Origin of the sequence: Enterobacter cloacae complex sp. SHL012 (assembly GCF_049237505.1) — a bacterium.
Taxonomy (GTDB): Bacteria; Pseudomonadota; Gammaproteobacteria; order Enterobacterales; family Enterobacteriaceae; genus Enterobacter; species Enterobacter kobei.
Genome location: NZ_JBMKIZ010000009.1, coordinates 12879 through 37710 on the forward strand (window position 1 = coordinate 12879; position 24832 = coordinate 37710).

Sequence of the window (24832 nt, forward strand, 5' to 3'; positions counted from 1 at the left end):
CCCATAAGCATCTCTTATCTGACGCAATGCGAATTAAATTTCGTAAATTGCCCGCATTTATTCGTTTGCTGAACCGTTTTCGCAGCAATTGACGACGGGGGTTTTACGTGGCTTTATAAAGGGAGATGACAAAATATTGTCCAGCAGTTTTTCGCATGGGCATAAACAAAAATGATGGGGTGACTGGGTTTTTATGAACGAACAATATTCCGCGTTGCGTAGTAATGTCAGTATGCTCGGCAAAGTGCTTGGAGATACCATCAAAGATGCGTTAGGGGAAAACATCCTCGAACGCGTTGAAACCATCCGCAAGCTGTCTAAATCTTCCCGTGCCGGTAACGAGGCCAGCCGTCAGGAACTGCTCACCACCTTGCAGAACCTCTCCAACGATGAGCTGCTGCCCGTTGCCCGTGCCTTCAGCCAGTTCCTGAACCTGGCCAACACCGCTGAGCAATACCACAGCATTTCGCCTAATGGCGAAGCTGCCAGCAACCCGGAAGTGATTGCCCGTACGCTGCGTAAACTGAAAGACCAGCCCGATCTCACCGAAGCCACCATCAAAAAAGCGGTGGAGTCTCTCTCGCTGGAGCTGGTTCTGACCGCTCACCCAACCGAGATCACCCGTCGTACCCTGATCCACAAAATGGTGGAAGTGAACAACTGCCTCAAGCAGCTGGATAACAAAGACATCGCCGACTATGAACGCAACCAGCTGATGCGCCGTCTGCGCCAGCTGATTGCTCAGTCCTGGCATACCGACGAAATTCGTAAGCAACGCCCCAGCCCGGTCGACGAAGCCAAATGGGGCTTTGCGGTGGTGGAAAACAGCCTGTGGGAAGGGGTGCCGAACTACCTGCGCGAGCTGAACGAACAGTTGGAAGAGAACCTCGGCTACCGCCTGCCGGTCGACTTTGTGCCGGTACGCTTCACCTCCTGGATGGGCGGCGACCGCGACGGCAACCCGAACGTCACTGCGGAAATCACCCGTCACGTTCTGTTGCTGAGCCGCTGGAAAGCGACCGATTTGTTCCTGAAAGATATTCAGGTGCTGATTTCCGAACTGTCGATGGTCGAAGCGACGCCGGAACTGCGCGCGCTGGCCGGTGAAGAAGGCGCCAGCGAGCCGTACCGTTTCCTGATGAAAAAACTGCGCGGTCAGCTGATGGCGACTCAGGCCTGGCTGGAAGCGCGCCTGAAAGGCCAGCGTCTGCCGAAGCCGGAAGGCCTGCTCAGCCAGAACGAACAGCTCTGGGAACCGCTGTACGCCTGTTATAAATCACTCCAGGCCTGCGGGATGGGCATCATCGCTAACGGCGAACTGCTCGACACCCTGCGCCGCGTGAAATGTTTCGGCGTGCCGCTGGTGCGTATCGACGTACGTCAGGAAAGTACCCGCCATACCGAAGCGCTGGGTGAACTGACCCGCTATCTCGGCATCGGCGACTATGAAAGCTGGTCTGAAGCCGACAAACAGGCATTCCTGATCCGCGAACTGAACTCCAAGCGCCCTCTGTTGCCGCGCAACTGGGAGCCAAGCAACGAAACCCGCGAGGTGCTCAACACCTGTAAAGCGATCGTGGACGCACCGAAAGGATCGGTGGCCGCCTATGTGATCTCCATGGCGAAGACCCCGTCCGACGTGCTGGCCGTTCATCTGCTTCTGAAAGAAGCGGGCATCGACTATGCCCTGCCGGTGGCGCCGCTGTTTGAAACCCTCGATGACCTGAACAACGCCAACGACGTGATGACCCAGTTGCTGAACATCGACTGGTATCGCGGCTTTATTCAGGGCAAGCAGATGGTGATGATTGGCTATTCCGACTCCGCCAAAGATGCGGGCGTGATGGCGGCATCCTGGGCGCAGTATCAGGCGCAGGATGCACTGATTAAAACCTGCGAGAAAGCCGGTATTGAGCTGACGCTGTTCCACGGACGCGGTGGCTCAATCGGCCGCGGCGGCGCACCTGCACACGCGGCACTGCTGTCGCAGCCGCCAGGCAGCCTGAAAGGCGGCCTGCGCGTGACCGAGCAAGGTGAGATGATCCGCTTCAAATACGGCCTGCCGGAAGTGACCATCAGCAGTCTGTCGCTTTATACCAGCGCCATTCTGGAAGCAAACCTGCTGCCACCGCCGGAGCCGAAAGCGTCCTGGTGCCATATCATGGACGAACTGTCGGCGATCTCCTGCGATCTTTACCGTGGCTACGTGCGTGAAAACAAAGATTTTGTGCCTTACTTCCGCTCGGCAACACCTGAGCAGGAACTGGGTAAACTGCCGCTGGGCTCGCGTCCGGCGAAGCGTCGCCCGACCGGCGGCGTAGAGTCACTGCGCGCGATTCCATGGATTTTCGCCTGGACGCAGAACCGTTTGATGCTGCCTGCCTGGCTAGGTGCCGGTGCCGCGCTGCAGAAAGTGGTGGAAGACGGTAAACAGAACGAACTGGAAACCATGTGCCGCGACTGGCCATTCTTCTCTACCCGTCTGGGTATGCTGGAGATGGTCTTCTCGAAAGCTGACCTGTGGCTGGCGGAATACTACGATCAGCGTCTGGTTAAGCCTGAGCTGTGGGCGCTGGGTAAAGAGCTGCGCGAACTGCTGGAAGGCGACATCAAAGTGGTGCTGGATATCGCCAACGACTCACACCTGATGGCGGACCTGCCGTGGATCGCCGAGTCTATCCAGCTGCGTAACATCTACACCGACCCGCTGAACGTCCTGCAGGCAGAGCTGCTGCACCGTTCTCGTCTGGCGGAAGAAGAAGGCAAAGAGCCGGATCCTCGCGTTGAGCAGGCGCTGATGGTGACGATTGCGGGCGTTGCGGCGGGTATGCGTAACACGGGCTAATCCGCTATGCCGGGGGGTGCTTGCGCCCACCCGGCAATACCCCGGTATCCAAAACATGTTCCACGATATTACGCACATCCTCACGGCTCTGATTAAAGGCGCATTCCCCCTGGATCAAGTGCACTTTGTCGCGCCTGCCGAGAATAACCGCACATCACCTTGTCTCTCAGTTATCCTGGAAACCCGCTGCGAAGCCTTCTTTTCCGCATCCGGGAACGTCCCACTGCATTCTTCAAACTCGCTCATAATAAGCTTCGGCAAACAGCAGCTGATGCTTCAGCTCTACCGGGGCAACGCTCTTATACAACAGCAGCAGATTGCCAGAAGAGGGCCCCGGACGGGCGCGTTTCTCCTTCAAACGCTCAATGAGCTGCAGATGCAGCCAACTGAGCATGACACGGCCAGGCTGGTGATATTAAGTCTGCTCAGCCACTGCCGCGATCTGCTTGGCAGTGATATCCACACTGATAGCCGCAGTCGCGCATTATTCGAAGCCGTTCGTCGCTTTATTGACGAAAACCATGCCTCGGCGCTGACCCGGGATTCCGTTGCCGGGGCATTTTATATTTCCCCTAACTATCTCTCTCACCTTTTTCAGAAGACCGGGAACGTCGGGTTCAATGAATACCTGACGCAGACCCGTCTGGAACACGCGCGCCAGCTGCTGAAAGGCTATGACCTCAAAATTAAAGATATCGCCGCACGCTGCGGATTTACGGACAGCAACTACTTTTGCCGTCTCTTTCGTAAGCACACCGAGCGCTCCCCTTCCGAATATCGTCGTCAGTATCACAGCCAGCTGATCGCCAAAAAATAGCATTGTGATCGTTCTCTCACTTCACTAAGGACATTACATTTGTCCAGTATTTGGCAAAATTGACCTGTATCCGCCGTACTCTGCCGCGCCTTATCCTTTATTCAACCTTTCTGACTTAAGGAAAAATAATGGAACTGTACCTGGACACCGCCAACGTGGCGGAAGTTGAGCGTCTGGCGCGGGTATTCCCGATCGCGGGTGTGACCACTAACCCGAGCATTATTGCCGCCAGCCGGGAGTCCATCTGGAGCGTGCTGCCGCGCCTGCAAAAAGCCATCGCTCCCCGGGGCACTCTGTTTGCCCAGACCATGAGCCGTGACGCCGGGGGAATGGTGGCAGAAGCCAAACGTCTCAGTAATGCCCTGCCGGATATCGTGGTGAAAATTCCGGTAACGGCAGAAGGACTTGTAGCGATTAAGGCATTGAAAAACGAGGGGATCACTACACTCGGGACGGCCGTATACAGCGCCGCACAGGGTCTGCTGGCTGCGCTGGCGGGCGCGTCGTATGTCGCACCGTATGTGAACCGCGTCGATGCCCAGGGCGGTGATGGTATCCGCATGGTCCAGGAGCTGCAGTCTCTTCTGGAAATGCATGCCCCTGAGAGCAAGGTGCTGGCCGCCAGCTTCAAAACGCCACGTCAGGCGCTGGACTGCCTGCTGGCCGGATGCGACGCAATCACGCTTCCTTTAGATGTAGCGCAACAAATGCTCGGCACGCCGGCGGTAGAGTCAGCCATAGAGAAGTTCGAGCAGGACTGGAAAAACGCGTTTGGTAACCTCAACCTCTAAGGGAGAAATGTTATGGACCGTATCATTCAATCGCCGGGAAAATATATCCAGGGCGCTGATGTGCTTACCCGCCTCGGCGACTACCTGAAACCGCTGGCAACGCGTTGGCTGGTTGTCGGGGATAAATTTGTGCTGGGTTTTGCTGAAGAAACCTTGCGCCAGAGCTTTAAAAACGCAGAGCTGCATGCAGAAATCGCACCGTTTGGTGGCGAATGTTCACAAAATGAAATCGATCGTCTGAAAAAACTGGCCGATAGCGCCGACTGTCTGGCCGTGCTGGGTATCGGCGGCGGGAAGACGCTGGACACCGCCAAAGCGCTGGCACACTTTATGGACGTGCCGGTTGCGATTGCCCCGACCATTGCCTCCACCGATGCACCGTGCAGCGCACTTTCCGTAATCTATACCGACAGCGGCGAGTTCGATCGCTACCTGATGCTGCCGCACAACCCGAACATGGTGATTGTGGATACCAAAGTCGTCGCGGGTGCACCGGCTCGTCTGCTTGCCGCGGGGATTGGCGATGCGCTGGCGACCTGGTTTGAAGCGCGCGCCTGCTCGCGTAGCGGTGCCACGACGATGGCGGGCGGTAAATGCACGCAGGCGGCACTCGCGCTGGCGGAGCTGTGCTATAACACGCTGCTTGAAGAGGGTGAGAAAGCCATGCTGGCGGCGGAACAGCATGTCGTAACGCCTGCGCTGGAACGCATTATCGAAGCCAACACCTATCTCAGCGGCGTAGGTTTTGAAAGCGGTGGACTGGCTGCGGCACATGCGATTCATAACGGTATGACGGCGGTGCCGGATGCGCATCACTTCTATCACGGTGAAAAAGTAGCGTTTGGTACGCTGACGCAGCTGGTGCTCGAAAATGCGCCGGTAGAAGAAATAGAGACCGTCGCGGCGCTTTGCCACAGCGTGGGACTGCCGATCACGCTGGCGCAGCTGAATATTAAAGAGGATATTCCGGCCAAAATGCGGCTGATCGCAGAAGCGTCCTGTGCAGAAGGGGAAACTATTCACAACATGCCGGGCGGAGTAACGCCAGATCAGGTGTATGCGGCGCTGCTGGTGGCTGACCAGTATGGACAGCGGTTCCTGCAGGAGTGGGAGTAATAAAAAAAGCCGGGTGGCGCTACGCTTACCCGGCCTACGAATGACATGCTTTTGCAAGCCGGGTAAGGCGTAGCCGCCACCCGGCATACTGGTTACTTCACGTCAAACCGATCCAAATCCATCACTCTCGCCCAAGCGGCAACAAAATCACGCACAAACTTCTCGTGTGCATCGCTGCTGGCGTAGACTTCAGCCAGCGCGCGCAGAACGGCGTTTGAACCGAACACCAGGTCCGCGCGGGTCGCGGTGTATTTCACTTCGCCACTGGCGCGATCGCTACCGGCAAACAGCTCGTTTGAGTCGTCGGTCGCCTTCCACTGGGTATTCATATCCAGCAGGTTCACGAAAAAGTCATTGCTCAGCACGCCCTCACGGTCGGTGAACACGCCATTCTTGCTGCCATCGAAGTTTGCCCCGAGTACGCGCAGACCGCCGACCAAAACCGTCAGTTCGGGTGCGGTCAGCGTCAGCTGCTGCGCTTTGTCGATCAGCAGTGATTCGGTGGTTGACGTATCCACCTGCGCACGGTAGTTGCGGAAGCCATCGGCAATCGGCTCGAGCAGGTTAAACATCTCGATATCCGTCTGGTCCTGGCGCGCATCCACGCGGCCCGGCGTAAACGGTACGGTAACGTAAACGCCTGCCGCTTTCGCCGCCTGCTCAACGCCTACCACGCCCGCCAGCACGATGATATCGGCCAGGGAGGCTTTATTGGTGGTGCGCTGGATGGCTTCCAGAGCCGGTAATGCACGTACGGCAGCGGCGTTAACATCCCAGTCGCGCTGAGGCGCCAGCGCCAGACGCGCACCGTTGGCGCCGCCACGCTTGTCGCCACCGCGGAAGGTCGACGCAGACGCCCAGGCAACGGAAACCAGCTCACTCACGGAGAGACCCGAGGCAATGATTTCCGCTTTCAGGCTTTCGATGTCTTCTTTCGAAGGATTGAACACCGGCTGAGGCAGCGGATCCTGCCAGATCAGATCTTCTTTTGGCACTTCCGGACCAATGTACCGCGCTTTTGGGCCCATATCGCGGTGAGTCAGTTTGAACCACGCGCGCGCAAAGGCTTCGTTGAAAGCCTGCGGATCGTTCAGGAAGCGGCGAGAAATTTTCTCGAATTCCGGATCAAAACGCAGCGTCAGGTCGGTGACCAGCATCGTTGGTTTGCGTTTTTTCGACGGGTCGAATGGGTCCGGCATAATTTCTGGCGCATCCACGGCTTCAAACTGAATGGCACCTGCCGGGCTGCGGGTCTGGACCCACTCATATTTGAACAGGTTCTCGAAGAAGTAGTTGCTCCACTGGGTCGGAGTTTGCGACCAGATAACTTCCAGACCGGACGTAATGGCATCTGCACCAACGCCTGTACCGTGCGTACTCGCCCAGCCCAGGCCCTGCGCTTCAATCGGTGAGGCTTCAGGGTCGGTGCCCACATGTGTGGCTTCACCTGCGCCATGGGTTTTACCGAGCGTATGACCACCGGCGATCAGCGCCACGGTCTCTTCGTCGTTCATGCCCATATTGCCAAAGGTCGCGCGGATGGCTGCCGCCGCGGACAGTGGTTCACCGCTGGCGTTTGGCCCTTCCGGGTTAACGTAGATCAGGCCCATTTCGGTTGCGGCCAGAGGACGCTTCACCAGCGCTTCCGGGTCACGGTGGGTCAGCCAGGCTTTTTCATCGCCCCAGTTCACGTCCAGATCCGGTTCCCAGACGTCTTCACGACCGGCACCGAAACCAAAGGTGCGGAAACCGGAGTTTTCCAGCGCCACGTTCCCCGCCAGAATGAACAGGTCAGCCCAGGAAATTTTTTGCCCGTATTTTTGCTTGATGGGCCACAGCAGACGACGCGCTTTATCCAGACTGACGTTATCGGGCCAGGAGTTCAGCGGTGCAAAACGCTGTTGGCCGCGTCCTGCCCCGCCGCGTCCATCAACGGAGCGATAAGTACCCGCGCCGTGCCACGCCATGCGAATAAACAGGCCAGCATAGCTGCCCCAGTCAGCAGGCCACCACGGCTGAGAGTCGGTTAAAAGCGCTTTGAGATCGCCTTTGAGGGCAGAGTAGTCGAGTTTGCTAAATTCTTTGCGGTAGTCGAAGTCTTCACCCAGCGGGTTAGAACGGTTGGAATGTTGGTTAAGAAGGTCAATGCGGAGTTGCTTTGGCCACCAGTCACGGCTGCTTGTACCTGCTCCCGCGCTGTGATCGGCGCCGCCGTGATGGAACGGGCATTTGCCGGCTGATGCTGCGTTATTGGTCTCGTCTGACGTGCTCATCGCTATGCTCCCTTGTACAGTGTTACCGTTACGATATACACCACTAGCAATAAGATATAGTTGAAATAATCCACAGATTCGATAGTTAATACCTTTTAACTATCTGTTTGATTAAAAAGCCCTCATTTTATAAGGGCTTTCTATTTTTTTATGCCGGACGAACGCCCAGGGTGTGACAGATGGCATAGCTCATTTCCGCGCGGTTGAGCGTGTAGAAGTGGAAATCCTTCACCCCTTCGCGGCTTAAGATCTTCACCATGTCCATCGCGATGTTAGCGCCCACCAGCTTGCGGGTCTCCGGGTCATCGTCCAGCCCTTCATACATTTTGGACATCCACAGCGGAATGCGCACGTTGGTCATATCAGCAAATTTCTTCGCCTGTTTGAAGTTAGAGACCGGCAGGATCCCCGGGATAATTTCAACGTCGATGCCCGCGGAAACGCAGCGGTCACGGAAACGCAGGTAGCTCTCCACATCAAAGAAGAACTGAGTAATCGCGCGATTGGCACCCGCATCCACTTTACGCTTCAGGTTGAGCAGGTCCGCCTGGGCGCTTTTCGCTTCCGGATGAACTTCAGGATACGCGGCGACGGAGATATCAAAGTCGGCCACGTCTTTCAGCAGCGCGACCAGGTCGGCGGCATACATTTCTGGCTTGCCACTTCCCGGCGGCAGATCGCCGCGCAGGGCGACAATATGACGGATACCGTTGTTCCAGTAGTCCTGGGCAATGGCACGTAACTCGTCACGGGTGGCGTCGATACAGGTGAGGTGCGGCGCAGCTTCCAGACCGGTACGGTCTTTAATGCCTTTGATGATGCTGTGCGTGCGGTCGCGCTCGCCGGAGTTCGCACCGTAGGTCACGGAGACAAACTTTGGCTTCAGGCTGCTCAGGCGATCGATAGAGCTCCACAGGGTTTGCTCCATTTCACTGGTGCGCGGCGGGAAAAATTCAAAAGAGACGTTAATCTGGCCGTTTACTTCGGCCAGGCTCTGATTCAGTGCTTCCCGCTGGTTGGCGTGAAAAAAGCTCATACCTTACCTCTATCTGTCGCGTGTCATTGTTTGTTGTATTGTGAACTTCTATACGTTTAGACGTCCAGATGTAAAAATGACGGAAAAGCGGAGGGACGTCAACATAAATAATCAACAATAACGGTGAGGTTTGCTCAGGGAAGATGAAGGAAATTCATGATGGGGTGAGCGCGGTCCGATGCCCTCACCTTGGCCCTCTCCCACAGGGAGAGGGAAATGTAGACGTTACAGCAGCTTAGCCAGACGGTTGATGTCGGACTGGATCGCTCCGGCGGTGACATCGCGCCCCGCGCCCGGGCCACGGATCACCAGCGGATTATCGCGGTACCAGCGGCTTTCGATCGCGAAGACATTATCGCACGGCAGCAGCGCCGCCAGCGGATGGTCAGGTCGCACCGCCTCGACGCCGACACGGGCTTTACCGTTGGCCTCAAAACGCGCCACATAGCGCAGCACCAGTCCCATCTCGTTCGCCGCTTCCAGACGCTGCACCATCTGCTCGTTAAGCTCTTCACCATTTTCAAAGAAATGGTCCACAGACCCTTCTTCACAGCCAGCAGGCACCAGGGACTCGACGCGGACGGCATCCGGTTCGATGTCGTAACCCGCTTCGCGCGCCAGAATCACCAGCTTACGCATCACGTCTTTACCGGAGAGGTCGACACGCGGGTCAGGCTCGGTTAAGCCCTGCTGCCACGCCTGATCCACCAGGTCGGTAAACGGTACGGTGCCGTCAAACTGCAGGAACAGCCAGGAGAGCGTGCCGGAGAAGATCCCGCTCAGCGCCAGAATGCTGTCGCCGCTTTCAATCAGGTCACGCACGGTGTGGTTAACCGGCAGGCCCGCCCCAACGGTGGCGTTATACAGCCAGTGGCGGCCTGTTTTTTCAAACGCGTCGTGGATCTGACGATATTTATCCGTGCTGCTGGCCCCCGCCAGCTTGTTGGCGCTAATGACGTGGAAACCGTGGCTGGCGAAATCCAGATACTGATCCGCAAGCTGTTCGCTGGCGGTGACGTCCAGCACCACCAGATCGTCATACGGGTGCGCGCGCATCCACAGGAACAGCGACTCTTCATCCTGCTCGACGGCCTCATCGTTAAAGAAGGCCAGCGCCCGGCTGGCGTCCAGCCCTTCGTAATTCAGCAGGCTACGGCGGCTGTCCACCACGCCTGCGAGAATGAATTCAAACCCGGTACGTGCCGAAAGCGTCACCTGCTCACGGGCGAACAGCTCCAGCCAGCGGGAACCGATGTTGCCTTTACCAAACAGCACCAGGCCGATGCGTTTTTCCGCGCGGAACAGGGAGGTGTGCAGACCCTGAATCAGGCTTTCGGTTGGCCCTTTACGCAGCACGGCGACCAGGCTGATGCCCTCTTCTGACTGCCAGGTAAATTCAACCGGCTGGCCTTTCAGCTGCTGCCAGAAGCGGTGGCAGTGCAGCGGGTTACGGGTGACGCCCGCCCCCACCATCGCCACCAGCGCCAGCCCCTGACGCAGGCGAAGCTCGCCCGGCAGGCCCGCTTCATCCAGAATCTTCAGGGCGCTGTCCGCCACTTCAGCGGTATAGCAGAACTGCAGCAGCTGGCGGTCGTTATGCACGCCAACGGCCAGCGGACGCACCTGGGCACGCTTTAACACCAGGTCGATATCTTTATGCGCCAGCTTGAAATCCTGGCCCGCGGGCACCTGGAACTCAATCAGACAGATGTCGTCGTGGCTGGTGACAATACGCGCGCCCGTACCGGACGCCAGCACGCGCTCGATACGCGTAGAGCCTTGATCCGGGGTATAGCTACAGCGCAGCTGGAGGTCTATATCGCTGCCGGACACCGGCTGCAACGTGCGGGCGTGCAGCACGGGCGCGGCCAGGCGAGCGAGCTCGCTGGCTTCGTCCAGACGCAGCAATGGCAGCAGGCAGGCATCTTTCACCTTGCGTGGGTCCGCGCTGTAAACGCCGGCCACATCGCTCCAGATGGTCACGCGGGACACGCCCGCCAGCGCACCGATTTGCGTTGCCGAATAGTCAGAACCGTTACGGCCCAGCAGCACGGTTTCGCCCGCGTTGCTGCGGCTGATAAAGCCGGTGACAACAATACGTTTGCCGGGATGCTGCACCAGGAGCTGTTGCAGCAGCGGATAGGATAACCCTTCATCCACCTGCGGCTGTGCGGCGCGTTCGGCGCGGAGGAAATCACGGGCGTCGAGCCAGGCGGCATCCACACCCAGATGTTGCAGCACGGCAGCCATCAGACGTGCAGACCACACTTCACCGTGGCCCACCACTTCGGCATACACCGCGTCGGTGATCCCGCTGTCCAGCAGGGCCGCCAGACGTTCAAGATCGTGCGTAAAAGCGCTGATCAGCCCGTCGGCAACGTCCGCTGGCAGCAGGCCAGCAATCAGTTCGCTCTGATAGCGGCGTAAGGACTGTTGCACCTGATGCGCAGAAAGGCGATCGGTCTGGCTCAGTTTCAGCCAGCTAATCAACTGGTTGGTGGTGCTGCCCGCCGCGGAGACAACCATCATGTCACCCGGCTGTGAATACTCCGTCATGATCCCTGCAACGCGCAGATAACATTTCACATCAGCAAGACTACTACCACCAAACTTGTGCAGCTGACGACCCTTCGCCCCTGCCTGCGCTATCACACTCATGATTACCCCTTGGCTGCGACCCGGAAGCCATTTTCCAGATCGGCAATTAAATCTTCAGAATCTTCAATACCGGTCGAGATACGCAGCAGCGTCTCGGAAATCCCGGCGGCGGCACGTGCTTCCGGTGCCATACCGGCGTGCGTCATGGTTGCGGCGTGGGAGATCAAGCTTTCAACCCCACCTAATGATTCCGCCAGCGTAAACAATGACAGCCCGCTCAGGAAGCGACGCAGCGTTTGCTCGTCGCCGTCCAGTTCAAAACTTAACATCGCGCCAAACCCTTTCTGCTGGCGCGCGGCAATCTCGTGCCCCTGGTTTTCCGGCAGCGACGGGTGATAAAGCTTCTTCACCAGCGGCTGGGTTTTCAGGAAATCGACAATGGCCTGGGCATTGCGCTGCGCCACTTCCATACGCGGAGAAAGCGTACGGATGCCGCGCAACAGCAGGTAGCTGTCGAACGCCCCGGCGGTGACGCCAATATTATTGGCCCACCATGCCAGTTCCGTGACAACGTCGGGATCTTTTGCAATCACCACGCCCGCTACCACGTCAGAGTGGCCGTTCAGATATTTAGTGCATGAATGCAATACCAGATCAGCACCCAGTGCGAGTGGGTTCTGAAGGGCCGGACTGAGGAACGTATTATCCACTACACTTATCGCTCCCGCATCCCTTGCGAGCTGACAAATTTTCGCAATATCGACAACGCGCAACAATGGATTGCTTGGACTTTCCACCAGAACGAGCTTTGGTTTCTCTGCCAGCGCCTGTTTCAGCGCCTGTTCGTCGTTTTGATCGACAAACAGCACGCGATAACAGCCGCGTTTTGCGAGGCTGTCAAACAGACGATAGCTGCCGCCATAGCAGTCGTGCGGTGCCACCAGCAGGTCGCCCGGCTTCAGGAACACGGTCGTCACCAGGTGAATCGCAGACATCCCGGTGTTGGTCAATACGGCCCCTGCGCCCCCTTCCAGCTCGGCCAGCGCACGCTGGGTCACATCACGCGTAGGGTTGCCACGACGCGAGTAGTCGTGCGCGCGGGGTTCATTAAATCCGGTGAAATTGTAGGTACTGGAAAGATGAATCGGCGGGACAACGCAGCCGTACTGCTCGTCATCATTTAATCCGCTACGCACTGCAATAGTGGCCTGTTTACGCGTCATGGTGAGGGCTTCCTGGCGAATGAGGTGAAAAGTCAGGCACCAGAGTAAACATTCAAATTATGGACGTCAATACATCTGGACATCTAAACTTCTTTGCGTATAGATTGAGCAATGCGCAAATAGCCGTTAAAATTATATGCTTTAGTGCACGCTGCAGCGGCAATATCCGTGCCACGGTATCGTCTCTACGGTAAACTACGCAAGATTACGGTTCAAAACGGGCAGTGACCGGTTTGCACCTTTAGATTAATGACTGAGAGGATTAAAGGTATCTCATGGCTGAATGGAGCGGCGAATATATCAGCCCATACGCTGAGCACGGTAAGAAGAGTGAGCAAGTAAAGAAAATTACGGTTTCCATTCCTCTGAAGGTGTTGAAGATCCTCACCGATGAACGTACGCGTCGTCAGGTGAACAACCTGCGTCACGCGACCAATAGCGAACTGCTGTGCGAAGCGTTCCTGCATGCGTTTACCGGTCAACCGTTGCCGAACGATGACGATCTGCGCAAAGAGCGTAGCGACGAAATCCCGGAAGAGGCGAAGGTGATCATGCGTGAACTGGGTATTGACCCGGATACGTGGGAATACTGAGAAGCGGATACAAAAAAGGCACCTTGCGGTGCCTTTTTTTCGGGAAACTTATTTAGCGCCCGGGATGCTGAAACGCTTGTTGAAGCGGTCAACACGGCCACCGGTTGCAACATCACGCTGCTTACCAGTGTAGAACGGGTGGCATTTGCCGCACACGTCCAGGTTCAGATCGTGACCCACGGTGGAGCGGATCTGGATAGAGTTACCGCAAGAACAGTTTGCAGTAATCATTTCGTATTTCGGGTGAATATCTTTTTTCATGGGAGAACCTCAGTTAAGGCCGCGTCGCTCTTCCAGCCCTAACGCCAGACACCACGCGATGTTGAATGTAAGTTCTTTGGCGTAAAGTACACCAAAGGCGGCGAATCATACAGAATTTGACCAACGTATGCAAACTGATCCGCACGCCGCTTTCACTAATGTGTATACTAACGCGCCACTTTTCAAGTCAGGAAGATTCGATGCCCGTCGCTCACGTTGCCCTGCCCGTTCCGCTTCCCCGCACCTTTGACTACCTGCTGCCCGACAGCATGAGCGCCAAAGCGGGCTGTCGCGTGACCGTGCCGTTTGGCAAACAACAGCGTGTGGGGATCGTTGTTTCCGTCAGCGATAAAAGCGATCTCCCCCTTAATGAGCTGAAATCGGTCATTGAGGTACTGGACAGCGAACCGGTTTACTCCACCAGCACCTGGCGACTGCTACTGTGGGCGGCTGATTACTACCATCATCCGATTGGGGATGTCCTGTTCCACGCCCTGCCTATCCTGCTGCGCCAGGGTAAGAGCGCCAGCCATGCGCCGATGTGGTACTGGTTTGCCACCGAGCAAGGGCAAGCCGTAGACATTAATAGCCTCAAACGATCGCAGAAACAGCAGCAGGCGCTGGCCGCTCTGCGCCAGGGTAACATCTGGCGGCATCAGGTCGACGAACTTGAGGTGAGCGAAGCCGCTTTACAGGCCCTGAGAAAGAAAGGTCTGAGCGAGCTGGCAAGCCAGGCCCCAGCCCTTCACGACTGGCGCGACGGCTTCTCCGTTTCAGGGGATCGTCTGCGCCTGAATACCGAGCAGGCCACCGCGGTCGGCGCCATTCACAGCGCCTCGGACCATTTTTCTGCCTGGCTGCTGGCGGGCGTCACCGGTTCCGGTAAGACCGAAGTGTATCTGAGCGTGCTGGAAAACGTGCTCGCGCAGGGCAAACAGGCGCTGGTCATGGTGCCGGAAATTGGCTTAACCCCTCAAACCATCGCTCGATTCCGCGAGCGCTTTAACGCGCCGGTTGAGGTTCTGCACTCCGGTCTGAACGACAGCGAACGCCTCAGCGCCTGGCTGAAAGCGAAAAATGGCGAAGCGGCGATTGTGATCGGCACCCGCTCGTCGCTGTTTACGCCGTTTAAAAATCTTGGCGTGATCGTGATCGACGAAGAGCACGACAGCTCCTATAAGCAACAGGAAGGCTGGCGCTACCATGCGCGCGATCTGGCAGTTTATCGCGCCCACAGCGAGCAAATTCCGATTATTCTTGGCTCCGCCACCCCTGCGCTCGAAACCCTGCACAACGTGCGCCAGCGCAAATATCATATGCTGCGTCTGACGCGTCGTGCCGGGAATGCCCGTCCGGCCATTCAGCACGTGCTCGATCTAAAAGGTCAGCAGGTTCAGGCCGGGCTAGCACCCGCATTGATTACCCGCATGCGTCAGCATTTGCAGGCGGGCAACCAGGTGATTCTGTTCCTCAACCGCCGCGGATTTGCACCCGCCCTGCTGTGCCACGACTGCGGCTGGATTGCGGAATGCCCACGCTGTGACCACTACTACACCTTCCATCAGGCACAGCGCCACCTGCGTTGTCACCACTGCGACAGCCAGCGTCCGGTGCCGCGCCAGTGTCCATCGTGCGGGTCAACGCATATCGTGCCGGTCGGTCTGGGAACGGAACAGCTTGAGCAGGCGCTGGCGCCCTTCTTCCCTGACGTTCCAATCTCTCGTATCGACAGAGACACCACCAGCCGCAAGGGCGCGCTGGAACAGCAGCTCGCGGAAGTACATCGCGGCGGGGCGCGCATTCTGATTGGTACCCAAATGCTGGCAAAAGGGCACCACTTCCCGGACGTCACGCTGGTCGCCCTGCTGGACGTGGACGGCGCGCTGTTCTCTGCGGATTTCCGCGCGGCCGAGCGTTTTGCCCAGCTCTATACCCAGGTGGCCGGACGGGCAGGGCGCGCAGGCAAACAGGGCGAAGTGGTTCTGCAGACGCACCACCCTGAGCACCCGCTGCTGCAAACCCTGCTGCACAAAGGCTATGACGCCTTTGCCGAGCAGGCGCTGGCCGAACGACAGACCATGCAGCTGCCGCCGTGGACCAGCCACGTCATCATCCGCGCGGAAGATCATAACAACCAGCAGGCACCGCTTTTCCTGCAGCAGCTGCGAAATCTCCTGCAGGCCAGCCCCCTGGTGGATAATCAGCTGTGGATCCTGGGTCCGGTACCGGCGCTGGCGCCGAAACGCGGCGGACGTTTCCGCTGGCAAATTTTGCTCCAGCATCCTTCGCGGATCCGTTTACAGCACATTGTTAGCGGCACGCTGGCGCTGATCAACACCCTGCCTGAAGCACGTAAAGTGAAGTGGGTGCTGGACGTCGATCCCATCGAAGGCTGAAGACGGATCGAAAAATTTAACGCTCCTCACACTTTTTATGAAAATTCTGTAACCGATTCCATTAACTATCTGTAAAAATGGTGATGTCAGAAGTTCGGTGTTCAGGCGAGGAGAAGACGTTGAAGTCCAGGAAAGAGGTTGCCACGGCGACCATGAAAGACGTTGCCGAGAAAGCACAAGTCTCAACGGCAACCGTGTCCCGCGCATTAATGAACCCGGATAAAGTCTCCCAGGCGACCCGCAACCGGGTAGAGCAGGCTGCGCTTGAAGTGGGTTATTTCCCACAGGCGATGGGGCGCAACGTCAAACGCAATGAATCACGCACAATCCTTGTGATTGTGCCGGACATCTGCGATCCCTTCTTCAGTGAGATTATCCGCGGTATCGAAGTGACGGCGGCGGAACAAGGGTATCTGGTGTTGATTGGCGACTGCGCCCATCAGAACCAGCAGGAAAAGACCTTTATCGACCTTATTATCACCAAGCAGATCGATGGCATGCTGCTGCTTGGCTCGCGCCTGCCGTTTGACGCCAGCATTGAAGAGCAGCGTAATTTACCGCCGATGGTCATGGCTAACGAGTTTGCCCCTGAACTGGAGCTGCCGACGGTCCATATCGATAACCTCACCGCCGCATTCAACGCGGTGAACTATCTTCAGGAGCTGGGGCATAAGCGCATTGGCTGTATTGCCGGGCCAGAAGAGATGCCGCTGTGCCACTACCGCCTGCAGGGTTACGTTCAGGCACTGCGCCGTACTGGCGTTACCGTCGATCCGCACTACATTGCCCGCGGTGATTTTACCTTCGCTGCCGGTGGCCAGGCGCTGGAGAAGCTTCTGGACCTGCCTGAACCGCCAACCGCCGTATTTTGTCACAGCGACGTGATGGCGCTGGGCGCGTTATCGTACGCCAAACGCCGCGGCCTGCGCATACCGAAAGATTTATCCATCATCGGATTCGATAATATTTCGCTTTCAGAATTTTGCGATCCGCCGCTCTCAACGGTCGCGCAACCGCGCTATCAAATCGGTCGCGAAGCGATGCTGCTTCTGCTGGATCAGCTTCACGGTCAAACAGTTAGCAGCGGCTCGCGGTTGCTGGACTGCGAACTGATAGTCCGGGGCTCTACCCAGGCATTGACTTAACGTAAACGTCTTTAGGACACCCTTATCTGGTCAAAGCCCCGCCGCTTAAGTAACATGGCGGGCTGACGAACGAATAAATACAGCGAAACGATAGTGGCACAACGAGATTATGTACGTCGCGGCCAGCCGGCACCTTCGCGACGCAAAAAGAGTAGCTCAAGGAAAAAGCAACGTAGCCTGCCTGCTGTCTCGCCAGCAATGGTCGCTATTGCTGCGGCTGTTGTCGTCGCCTTTATTGGTGGTCTGTACTTCATCACGCACCATAAAAAGGAAGAGTCCGAGGCGCTTCAGGCCAGTAAAGTGGCCGGTAATGGCCTTCCTCCGAAACCTGAAGAGCGCTGGCGCTATATCAAAGAGCTGGAAAGCCGCCAGCCTGGCGTGCGTGCGCCTACCGAGCCCTCTGCCGGTGGTGAAGTGAAGAATGCCGATCAGCTGACGGACGAGCAGCGCCAGTTGCTGGCACAAATGCAGGCCGATATGCGCCAGCAGCCGACGCAGCTGAACGAAGTGCCGTGGAATGAACAAACGCCAGCGCAGCGTCAGCAAACGTTGCAGTTGCAGCGTCAGCGCCAGGCTCAAATTCAGCAGCAACAGCAGCAACAGCAGCAACAGCAGCAGTGGACGCAAACTCAGCCGGTACAGCAGCCGAAGGCACAGCCTTACCAGCAACCGCAGCAGCAGACGCGTACGGTACAATCTCAGCCTGTTCAGCAGCAGCCAAAAGCACAGCCGCAAAAACAGGCGGCTCAGCCGTATCAGGATCTGCTCCAGACGCCAGCGCATACCACTGCACAGCAGCCGAAAACGCAGCAGGCTGCGCCGGTGACCAAAGAGACCGAAGCGCCGAAGCAGACGGCGGAGAAAAAAGACGAACGTCGCTGGATGGTACAGTGCGGTTCGTTTAAAGGTGCGGAGCAGGCCGAAACCGTGCGTGCTCAGCTGGCATTTGAAGGGTTTGATTCACGCATTACCACCAATAACGGCTGGAACCGCGTGGTGATTGGCCCGGTCAAAGGCAAAGAAAACGCCGATGGCACCCTTTCTCGTTTGAAAGTGGCCGGCCACACAAACTGCATTCGACTCGCCTCTGGGGGTTGAAACCCCCAAAATCTCCCCCATCTATCATTTAATTCAGCCCTGAGCACAGGCTCAGGGCTTCTGTTTCCCGAATTTGTAACCAGGGGGTCTGCTCGTGACAACAATAGTAAGTGTACGCCGTAACGGCCATGTGGTAATCGCCGGTGATGGCCAGGCCACGCTGGGTAATACCGTCATGAAAGGCAACGTGAAGAAAGTCCGTCGTCTCTATAACGACAAAGTGATCGCCGGTTTTGCAGGCGGTACAGCTGATGCCTTCACGCTGTTTGAACTGTTTGAACGCAAGCTTGAAATGCACCAGGGTCATCTGGTGAAAGCGGCCGTTGAGCTGGCAAAAGACTGGCGTACCGACCGTATGCTGCGCAAGCTCGAAGCGCTGCTGGCGGTAGCCGATGAAACCGCTTCGCTGATCATCACCGGTAACGGTGACGTTATTCAGCCGGAGAATGACCTGATTGCCATCGGCTCTGGCGGCCCTTATGCCCAGGCTGCAGCCCGCGCGCTGTTGGAAAATACCGACATGAACGCACGTGATATCGCGGTGAAGGCGTTGGATATTGCAGGTGATATCTGCATCTATACCAACCATAACCACACCATCGAAGAATTGACCTCCAAAGCGTAAGGATCTCCCATGTCTGAAATGACCCCACGCGAAATTGTCAGCGAACTGAACAAACACATTATCGGCCAGGATAACGCCAAGCGCTCCGTGGCTATCGCTCTGCGTAACCGCTGGCGTCGTATGCAGCTTGACGAAGAGCTGCGCCATGAAGTGACGCCGAAAAACATTCTGATGATCGGCCCAACCGGTGTCGGTAAAACCGAAATTGCCCGTCGTCTGGCGAAGCTGGCGAACGCGCCTTTCATCAAAGTCGAAGCTACCAAGTTCACCGAAGTGGGCTATGTGGGTAAAGAAGTGGACTCCATCATCCGCGATCTGACCGACTCGGCAATCAAAATGGTGCGCGTCCAGGCGATTGAGAAAAACCGCTATCGCGCGGAAGAGATGGCCGAAGAGCGCATTCTCGACGTGCTGATCCCACCGGCGAAAAACAACTGGGGCCAGGCTGAGCAGCAGGCTGAACCGTCTGCCGCGCGTCAGGCATTCCGCAAAAAACTGCGTGAAGGCCAGCTGGATGATAAAGAGATTGAGATCGATCTTGCTGCCGCGCCAATGGGTGTAGAAATCATGGCACCTCCTGGCATGGAAGAGATGACCAGCCAGCTGCAGTCCATGTTCCAGAACCTGGGCGGCCAGAAGCAGAAAGCACGTAAGCTGAAAATCAAAGACGCGATGAAGCTGCTGATTGAAGAAGAAGCGGCGAAGCTGGTGAACCCGGAAGAGCTGAAGCAGGATGCTATCGACGCGGTTGAGCAGCACGGCATCGTGTTCATCGACGAAATCGACAAAATTTGTAAGCGCGGCGGCAACAGCTCCGGCCCGGACGTGTCCCGTGAAGGCGTTCAGCGCGACCTGCTGCCGCTGGTTGAAGGCTGCACCGTCTCCACCAAGCACGGTATGGTGAAAACGGACCACATCCTGTTTATCGCTTCCGGCGCGTTCCAGGTTGCCAGCCCGTCTGACCTGATCCCGGAACTGCAGGGTCGTCTGCCGATCCGCGTTGAACTGCAGGCGCTGACCACCGAAGATTTCGAACGCATCCTGACCGAGCCAAACGCCTCTGCGACCGTACAGTACAAAGCGCTGATGGCAACCGAAGGCGTGAACCTGGAGTTCACCGAAGACGGTATCAAACGTATCGCCCAGGCCGCGTGGCAGGTTAACGAAACCACCGAAAACATCGGTGCGCGTCGTCTGCACACCGTGCTGGAACGCCTGGTGGAGGATATCTCTTATGATGCGAGCGACCTTAACGGTCAAACCATTACCATTGACGCTGAATATGTGAGCAAACATCTTGATGCGTTAGTGGCAGATGAAGATCTTAGCCGTTTTATCCTATAATCGCGGTTATTGCATTCTCATCACCGTTAATGGGGGCTAATGCCCCCATTTTTATTGGCTAAATACTTATGACTGATATCAGCCGTACTCAGGCGTGGCTCGAAAGTCTACGCCCTAAAACGCTTCCTCTGGCCTTTGCCGCCATTATCGTCGGCACGGCACTTGCCTGGTGGCAAGGTTATTTTGATCCTCTGGTCGCTGCGCTGGCATTGATTACCGCAGGGCTGCTGCAAATTCTCTCCAATCTCGCTAACGACTACGGTGATGCGGTGAAAGGCAGTGACAAACCTGACCGTATCGGACCGCTGCGCGGGATGCAGAAAGGGGTGATTACCCAGGCACAGATGAAGCGCGCGCTGATTATCACCGTGGTACTGATTTGTTTATCGGGTCTGGCACTGGTGACGGTCGCCTCGAAAACCACCAGCGACTTCATCGGCTTCCTGGTGCTGGGCTTGCTCGCAATTATCGCGGCCATTACCTACACCGTCGGTACGCGTCCTTACGGGTATATTGGCCTCGGGGATATCTCCGTGCTGGTGTTCTTCGGCTGGCTGAGCGTGATGGGGAGTTGGTACCTGCAGGTGCATACCGTTATCCCTGCCCTTTTCCTGCCCGCAACCGCCTGCGGTCTGCTGGCGACGGCGGTACTCAACATCAATAACCTGCGCGATATCGACAGCGACCGTGAGAACGGTAAAAATACGCTCGCGGTACGTCTGGGGCCGGTCAATGCGCGCCGCTATCATGCCTGCCTGCTGATTGGTGCCCTGGTTTGTCTGGCGCTGTTTAATCTGATGTCGCTGCACAGCGTATGGGGCTGGCTGTTTATACTCGCCGCGCCGCTGCTGATTAAGCAGGCCCGCTTCGTCATGCGTGAACTTAGCCCGGCCGCGATGCCGCCGATGCTGGAACGAACGGTAAAAGGCGCCCTTCTGACTAACCTGTTGTTCGTCATTGGGATTGTCTTAAGCCAGACGCTCAGTTAGCTGACAAATATCAATTAACAATTGATGATTTTGCCAACAACGCATTTAGCACGATATACTGAACACATTCGCAGCAACTGAGCGGTAAACCTATGAAATACGATACCTCCGAGCTTTGTGACATCTACCAGGAAGATGTCAACGTCGTTGAACCGCTGTTCTCCAACTTTGGTGGACGGTCGTCGTTTGGCGGACAAATCGTCACGGTGAAATGTTTCGAGGACAACGGGTTGCTGTACGATCTGCTCGAACAGAACGGTCGTGGCCGCGTTTTGGTCGTCGATGGCGGCGGTTCCGTGCGTCGCGCTCTGATAGATGCAGAGCTGGCCGGCATTGCCGTGCAGAACGAGTGGGAAGGCATTGTGGTGTACGGTTCCGTGCGCCAGGTGGACGATCTCGAAGACCTGGATATCGGGATTCAGGCGATTGCGGCCATTCCGGTAGGCGCAGCGGGTGACGGCATCGGTGAAAGCGACGTCCGCGTCAATTTTGGCGGCGTGACCTTCTTCTCCGGCGACCATCTTTACGCTGATAACACCGGGATTATTCTTTCGGAAGATCCGCTGGATATTGAGTAATAAAACAGTAAGCGTAAATCATAAAAAAACCGCCAATAACAATGTGGCGGTTTTTTTTTGTCCCTCGGGCAATGGGAATCAGACTTCTTCCATACGTCCCAGCAGCGCCTGCAGGCGATCCTGCCAGCCGTTCTGCTGTTCGCGCAGCTGGTTGTTTTCACGCTCCAGTTCTTCGCGGCTGTGCTGCGCGTTCTGCACTTCCTGCGCCAGGCTGTTGTTTTTCTCTTTCAGCTCTTCAATTTCCATTTGCAGCAGCGTGATGGTGTCAATCGCCTGCTGTACTTTCGATTCCAGTTTCTCAAACACTTCTAAAGACATGATGCTACCTCTCCTGAATTGCAAGGCGACGCTTTAACGTAAACGCGCACGACATATTTCATCGATTGTATGGAGCGCGGCGCTCTGTGTCCAGCGACACGCCGCGCAGATCGCGGTTTGCAACACTTTTCGGTCTCGTCCTGGTGCGTTCGCGGCATATACCACTAAGTTGTTAACTCATTCGTTAATGAAATGATTCAGCTCACATTTCATTTCTGATGCAAAAACGCGCTTTATGGCGCGAAAACGCTCATTTTATTGACGCAGACCACACATTTTGATTTCGATATTTCTCGTTTTTGCTCGTTAACGATAAATTAACACTATGTCTACAGGGCATCGTGGCTGTCACGGGCGACCACGCTAACAATAAACATCAATTTCTTCAGGATTCCGATTATGAGTCAGACATCAACCTTAAAAGGCCAGTGCATTGCCGAGTTCCTTGGTACCGGGTTGTTGATATTCTTCGGAGTGGGCTGTGTCGCTGCACTGAAAGTGGCGGGTGCCAGTTTTGGTCAGTGGGAAATCAGTATCATCTGGGGTCTGGGCGTGGCGATGGCCATCTACCTGACTGCAGGGGTTTCTGGTGCACATCTTAACCCGGCGGTGACTATCGCACTGTGGCTGTTCGCGTGCTTCGACGGACGCAAAGTTGTTCCCTTCATTCTTTCTCAGTTTGCCGGCGCGTTTTGTGCAGCGGCGTTAGTTTACGGGCTTTATTACAATCTTTTCATCGACTTCGAACAGACGCATCATATGGTGCGCGGCAGCGTCGAAAGTCTGGATCTGGCAGGCATCTTCTCAACCTATCCAAACCCGCATATCAATTTTGTGCAGGCGTTCGCAGTTGAAATGGTGATTACCGCTATTCTGATGGGCGTTATCCTGGCGCTGACCGACGACGGAAACGGCATTCCGCGTGGCCCGCTGGCACCTTTGCTGATTGGTCTGCTGATTGCGGTGATCGGCGCATCCATGGGCCCGCTGACCGGGTTTGCGATGAACCCGGCGCGTGATATCGGACCGAAAGCCTTCGCGTTTATCGCGGGATGGGGCGACGTGGCCTTTACTGGCGGGAAAGATATCCCTTACTTCCTGGTACCGCTGTTTGCGCCGGTAGTTGGGGCTGCGCTGGGCGCGTTTAGCTACCGCAAATTAATTGGTCGCCACTTACCGTGCGACACCTGTGTGGAAGAGGAGAAGGAAACGACTTCTACCGCACAACAAAAAGCTTCGCTGTAATCTGACTACGGGACACATACCATGACCGAAAAAAAATATATCGTTGCGCTCGACCAGGGCACTACCAGCTCCCGCGCTGTCGTAATGGATCATGACGCGAACATTGTCAGCGTGTCTCAACGTGAATTTGAGCAAATTTACCCTCGTCCAGGCTGGGTAGAACATGACCCAATGGAGATCTGGGCTTCACAAAGCTCAACGCTGGTTGAAGTACTGGCGAAAGCCGATATCAGTTCCGACGAGATTGCCGCTATCGGTATTACCAACCAGCGTGAAACGACGATTGTCTGGGAACGCGAAACCGGTAAGCCTATCTATAACGCTATTGTCTGGCAGTGCCGCCGTACCTCAGAAATCTGTGAACAGCTGAAGCGTGATGGGATGGAAGAGTACGTGCGCAGCGCCACCGGTCTGGTGGTTGACCCGTACTTCTCCGGCACCAAAGTGAAGTGGATCCTCGACCACGTGGAAGGTTCACGCGAGCGTGCAAAACGCGGCGAGCTGCTGTTCGGGACCGTTGATACCTGGCTTATCTGGAAGATGACCCAGGGACGCGTTCACGTTACCGACTACACCAACGCCTCGCGTACCATGCTGTTCAACATCAACACCCTGGAGTGGGATGACAAGATGCTGGACGCGCTGGATATCCCACGCGCGATGCTGCCTGAAGTGCGCAAGTCTTCAGAAGTCTACGGTCAGACCAACATTGGCGGTAAAGGCGGCACCCGTATTCCTATCGCCGGTATCGCCGGTGACCAGCAGGCGGCACTGTTCGGCCAGCTGTGCGTCAAAGAAGGGATGGCGAAGAACACCTACGGCACCGGCTGCTTTATGCTGATGAATACCGGTGAGAAAGCGGTGAAATCAGAAAACGGCCTGCTGACCACCATCGCCTGCGGCCCTCGCGGTGAAGTGAACTACGCCCTGGAAGGTGCGGTGTTTATGGCGGGTGCGTCTATTCAGTGGCTGCGTGACGAGATGAAGCTGATTAGCGATGCCTTCGACTCCGAATACTTTGCAACCAAAGTGAAGGACACCAACGGTGTGTACGTGGTGCCAGCGTTCACCGGCCTGGGCGCACCGTACTGGGATCCCTATGCACGCGGTGCGATTTTCGGTCTGACGCGTGGTGTGAACTCGAACCACATTATTCGCGCCACCCTGGAATCCATTGCCTACCAGACGCGCGACGTGCTGGAAGCGATGCAGGCAGACTCCGGCATTCGTCTGCACGCCCTGCGCGTGGACGGCGGCGCGGTAGCGAATAACTTCCTGATGCAGTTCCAGTCCGACATTCTGGGTACCCGCGTTGAGCGCCCTGAAGTGCGTGAAGTCACGGCGCTGGGTGCGGCGTATCTTGCCGGTCTGGCGGTAGGCTTCTGGCAGAACCTGGACGAGCTGCAGGAAAAAGCGGTTATCGAACGCGAGTTCCGCCCGGGCATCGAAACCACCGAGCGCAACTTCCGCTACAGCGGCTGGAAGAAAGCAGTGAAGCGCGCCCTGGCGTGGGAAGAGCACGACGAGTAATCCTATATTCC

20 protein-coding genes are annotated in these 24832 nt (G+C 56.6%); 14 read left to right on the top strand and 6 right to left on the bottom strand.

Annotated elements, in window-relative coordinates:
- The first annotated feature begins 193 nt into the window (after positions 1-193).
- The 4 genes from ppc to gldA all read left to right on the top strand — a co-directional run bounded on the left by ppc (position 194) and on the right by gldA (position 5569).
- Positions 194-2845 carry a phosphoenolpyruvate carboxylase gene (ppc, locus tag ACOTY9_RS20405; protein WP_014885691.1) on the top strand — a complete coding sequence of 884 codons (2652 nt, stop codon included), beginning with the start codon at positions 194-196 and terminating at the stop codon, positions 2843-2845.
- Between the two features lie 55 nt (positions 2846-2900).
- On the top strand, positions 2901-3662 hold the full coding sequence (locus tag ACOTY9_RS20410) for an AraC family transcriptional regulator (RefSeq protein ID WP_348566094.1): 762 nt from the start codon (positions 2901-2903) through the stop codon (positions 3660-3662).
- A gap of 128 nt (positions 3663-3790) precedes the next feature.
- On the top strand, positions 3791-4453 hold the full coding sequence (fsa, locus tag ACOTY9_RS20415; protein WP_032635167.1) for a fructose-6-phosphate aldolase: 663 nt from the start codon (positions 3791-3793) through the stop codon (positions 4451-4453).
- Between the two features lie 12 nt (positions 4454-4465).
- A complete protein-coding gene (gene gldA, locus ACOTY9_RS20420) occupies positions 4466-5569 on the top strand; it encodes a bifunctional L-1,2-propanediol dehydrogenase/glycerol dehydrogenase (RefSeq protein WP_014885694.1) in 1104 nt (367 codons plus the stop codon).
- A gap of 92 nt (positions 5570-5661) precedes the next feature.
- Here the strand turns inward: gldA and katG are convergent, their stop codons facing one another.
- The 4 genes from katG to metB form a co-directional block, all read right to left on the bottom strand.
- Positions 5662-7842, bottom strand: a complete 2181-nt coding sequence (gene katG, locus ACOTY9_RS20425) for a catalase/peroxidase HPI (RefSeq protein WP_348566093.1) — start codon at positions 7840-7842, stop codon at positions 5662-5664.
- 148 nt (positions 7843-7990) lie between these two features.
- Entirely contained in the window at positions 7991-8878 is an 888-nt protein-coding gene (gene metF, locus ACOTY9_RS20430; protein ID WP_023331596.1) for a methylenetetrahydrofolate reductase, read from the bottom strand.
- Positions 8879-9103: 225 nt separating this feature from the next.
- Complete coding sequence (locus tag ACOTY9_RS20435; protein ID WP_023338878.1) at positions 9104-11536, bottom strand: bifunctional aspartate kinase/homoserine dehydrogenase II; 2433 nt, start codon at positions 11534-11536, stop codon at positions 9104-9106.
- 2 nt (positions 11537-11538) lie between these two features.
- A complete protein-coding gene (gene metB, locus ACOTY9_RS20440; RefSeq protein WP_014885697.1) occupies positions 11539-12699 on the bottom strand; it encodes a cystathionine gamma-synthase in 1161 nt (386 codons plus the stop codon).
- 275 nt (positions 12700-12974) lie between these two features.
- Here metB and metJ point away from each other — a divergent pair, with 275 nt between their 5' ends.
- The gene (gene metJ, locus ACOTY9_RS20445; RefSeq protein WP_006179183.1) at positions 12975-13292 is read left to right on the top strand and encodes a met regulon transcriptional regulator MetJ; all 318 of its coding nucleotides are present in this window, start codon (positions 12975-12977) and stop codon (positions 13290-13292) included.
- A 48-nt stretch (positions 13293-13340) separates the two neighbouring features.
- On the opposite strand, the gene rpmE is transcribed toward metJ, so the two are convergent.
- Positions 13341-13553 carry a 50S ribosomal protein L31 gene (gene rpmE, locus ACOTY9_RS20450; RefSeq protein WP_003862040.1) on the bottom strand — a complete coding sequence of 71 codons (213 nt, stop codon included), beginning with the start codon at positions 13551-13553 and terminating at the stop codon, positions 13341-13343.
- 200 nt (positions 13554-13753) lie between these two features.
- Between rpmE and priA the strand changes: the two genes are divergently transcribed.
- From priA to rraA, 7 genes are all read left to right on the top strand, one after another.
- Entirely contained in the window at positions 13754-15949 is a 2196-nt protein-coding gene (gene priA, locus ACOTY9_RS20455; protein WP_348566092.1) for a primosomal protein N', read from the top strand.
- A gap of 119 nt (positions 15950-16068) precedes the next feature.
- Positions 16069-17094 carry a DNA-binding transcriptional regulator CytR gene (gene cytR, locus ACOTY9_RS20460; RefSeq protein ID WP_014885699.1) on the top strand — a complete coding sequence of 342 codons (1026 nt, stop codon included), beginning with the start codon at positions 16069-16071 and terminating at the stop codon, positions 17092-17094.
- Positions 17095-17187: 93 nt separating this feature from the next.
- Positions 17188-18192 (top strand): cell division protein FtsN, encoded by a 1005-nt coding sequence (ftsN, locus tag ACOTY9_RS20465; protein WP_100124744.1) that lies wholly within the window; start codon positions 17188-17190, stop codon positions 18190-18192.
- A 94-nt stretch (positions 18193-18286) separates the two neighbouring features.
- Positions 18287-18817 carry an ATP-dependent protease subunit HslV gene (hslV, locus tag ACOTY9_RS20470; RefSeq protein WP_008501802.1) on the top strand — a complete coding sequence of 177 codons (531 nt, stop codon included), beginning with the start codon at positions 18287-18289 and terminating at the stop codon, positions 18815-18817.
- A 9-nt stretch (positions 18818-18826) separates the two neighbouring features.
- Positions 18827-20161: an HslU--HslV peptidase ATPase subunit gene (gene hslU / locus ACOTY9_RS20475; protein WP_010436948.1), complete on the top strand. Its 1335-nt coding sequence runs from the start codon at positions 18827-18829 to the stop codon at positions 20159-20161.
- Positions 20162-20229: 68 nt separating this feature from the next.
- Positions 20230-21150, top strand: coding sequence for a 1,4-dihydroxy-2-naphthoate polyprenyltransferase (gene menA / locus ACOTY9_RS20480; protein WP_348566091.1), 921 nt, complete (start codon positions 20230-20232; stop codon positions 21148-21150).
- Between the two features lie 92 nt (positions 21151-21242).
- The gene (rraA, locus tag ACOTY9_RS20485) at positions 21243-21728 is read left to right on the top strand and encodes a ribonuclease E activity regulator RraA (protein WP_014885702.1); all 486 of its coding nucleotides are present in this window, start codon (positions 21243-21245) and stop codon (positions 21726-21728) included.
- A 78-nt stretch (positions 21729-21806) separates the two neighbouring features.
- On the opposite strand, the gene zapB is transcribed toward rraA, so the two are convergent.
- On the bottom strand, positions 21807-22046 hold the full coding sequence (gene zapB, locus ACOTY9_RS20490) for a septal ring assembly protein ZapB (RefSeq protein WP_008501806.1): 240 nt from the start codon (positions 22044-22046) through the stop codon (positions 21807-21809).
- Between the two features lie 399 nt (positions 22047-22445).
- Between zapB and ACOTY9_RS20495 the strand changes: the two genes are divergently transcribed.
- Positions 22446-23291 carry an MIP/aquaporin family protein gene (locus ACOTY9_RS20495; RefSeq protein ID WP_014885705.1) on the top strand — a complete coding sequence of 282 codons (846 nt, stop codon included), beginning with the start codon at positions 22446-22448 and terminating at the stop codon, positions 23289-23291.
- Positions 23292-23312: 21 nt separating this feature from the next.
- The gene (glpK, locus tag ACOTY9_RS20500; RefSeq protein ID WP_014885706.1) at positions 23313-24821 is read left to right on the top strand and encodes a glycerol kinase GlpK; all 1509 of its coding nucleotides are present in this window, start codon (positions 23313-23315) and stop codon (positions 24819-24821) included.
- Positions 24822-24832: the final 11 nt, after the last annotated feature.

Bases quoted from the DNA above. Each gene is read 5' to 3' on its own strand.
- ppc (WP_014885691.1), top strand. From the start codon at position 194: ATGAACGAACAATATTCCGCGTTGCGTAGTAATGTCAGTATGCTCGGC.
- ACOTY9_RS20410 (WP_348566094.1), top strand. From the start codon at position 2,901: ATGTTCCACGATATTACGCACATCCTCACGGCTCTGATTAAAGGCGCA.
- fsa (WP_032635167.1), top strand. From the start codon at position 3,791: ATGGAACTGTACCTGGACACCGCCAACGTGGCGGAAGTTGAGCGTCTG.
- gldA (WP_014885694.1), top strand. From the start codon at position 4,466: ATGGACCGTATCATTCAATCGCCGGGAAAATATATCCAGGGCGCTGAT.
- katG (WP_348566093.1), bottom strand. From the start codon at position 7,842: ATGAGCACGTCAGACGAGACCAATAACGCAGCATCAGCCGGCAAATGC.
- metF (WP_023331596.1), bottom strand. From the start codon at position 8,878: ATGAGCTTTTTTCACGCCAACCAGCGGGAAGCACTGAATCAGAGCCTG.
- ACOTY9_RS20435 (WP_023338878.1), bottom strand. From the start codon at position 11,536: ATGAGTGTGATAGCGCAGGCAGGGGCGAAGGGTCGTCAGCTGCACAAG.
- metB (WP_014885697.1), bottom strand. From the start codon at position 12,699: ATGACGCGTAAACAGGCCACTATTGCAGTGCGTAGCGGATTAAATGAT.
- metJ (WP_006179183.1), top strand. From the start codon at position 12,975: ATGGCTGAATGGAGCGGCGAATATATCAGCCCATACGCTGAGCACGGT.
- rpmE (WP_003862040.1), bottom strand. From the start codon at position 13,553: ATGAAAAAAGATATTCACCCGAAATACGAAATGATTACTGCAAACTGT.
- priA (WP_348566092.1), top strand. From the start codon at position 13,754: ATGCCCGTCGCTCACGTTGCCCTGCCCGTTCCGCTTCCCCGCACCTTT.
- hslU (WP_010436948.1), top strand. From the start codon at position 18,827: ATGTCTGAAATGACCCCACGCGAAATTGTCAGCGAACTGAACAAACAC.
- menA (WP_348566091.1), top strand. From the start codon at position 20,230: ATGACTGATATCAGCCGTACTCAGGCGTGGCTCGAAAGTCTACGCCCT.
- rraA (WP_014885702.1), top strand. From the start codon at position 21,243: ATGAAATACGATACCTCCGAGCTTTGTGACATCTACCAGGAAGATGTC.
- zapB (WP_008501806.1), bottom strand. From the start codon at position 22,046: ATGTCTTTAGAAGTGTTTGAGAAACTGGAATCGAAAGTACAGCAGGCG.
- ACOTY9_RS20495 (WP_014885705.1), top strand. From the start codon at position 22,446: ATGAGTCAGACATCAACCTTAAAAGGCCAGTGCATTGCCGAGTTCCTT.
- glpK (WP_014885706.1), top strand. From the start codon at position 23,313: ATGACCGAAAAAAAATATATCGTTGCGCTCGACCAGGGCACTACCAGC.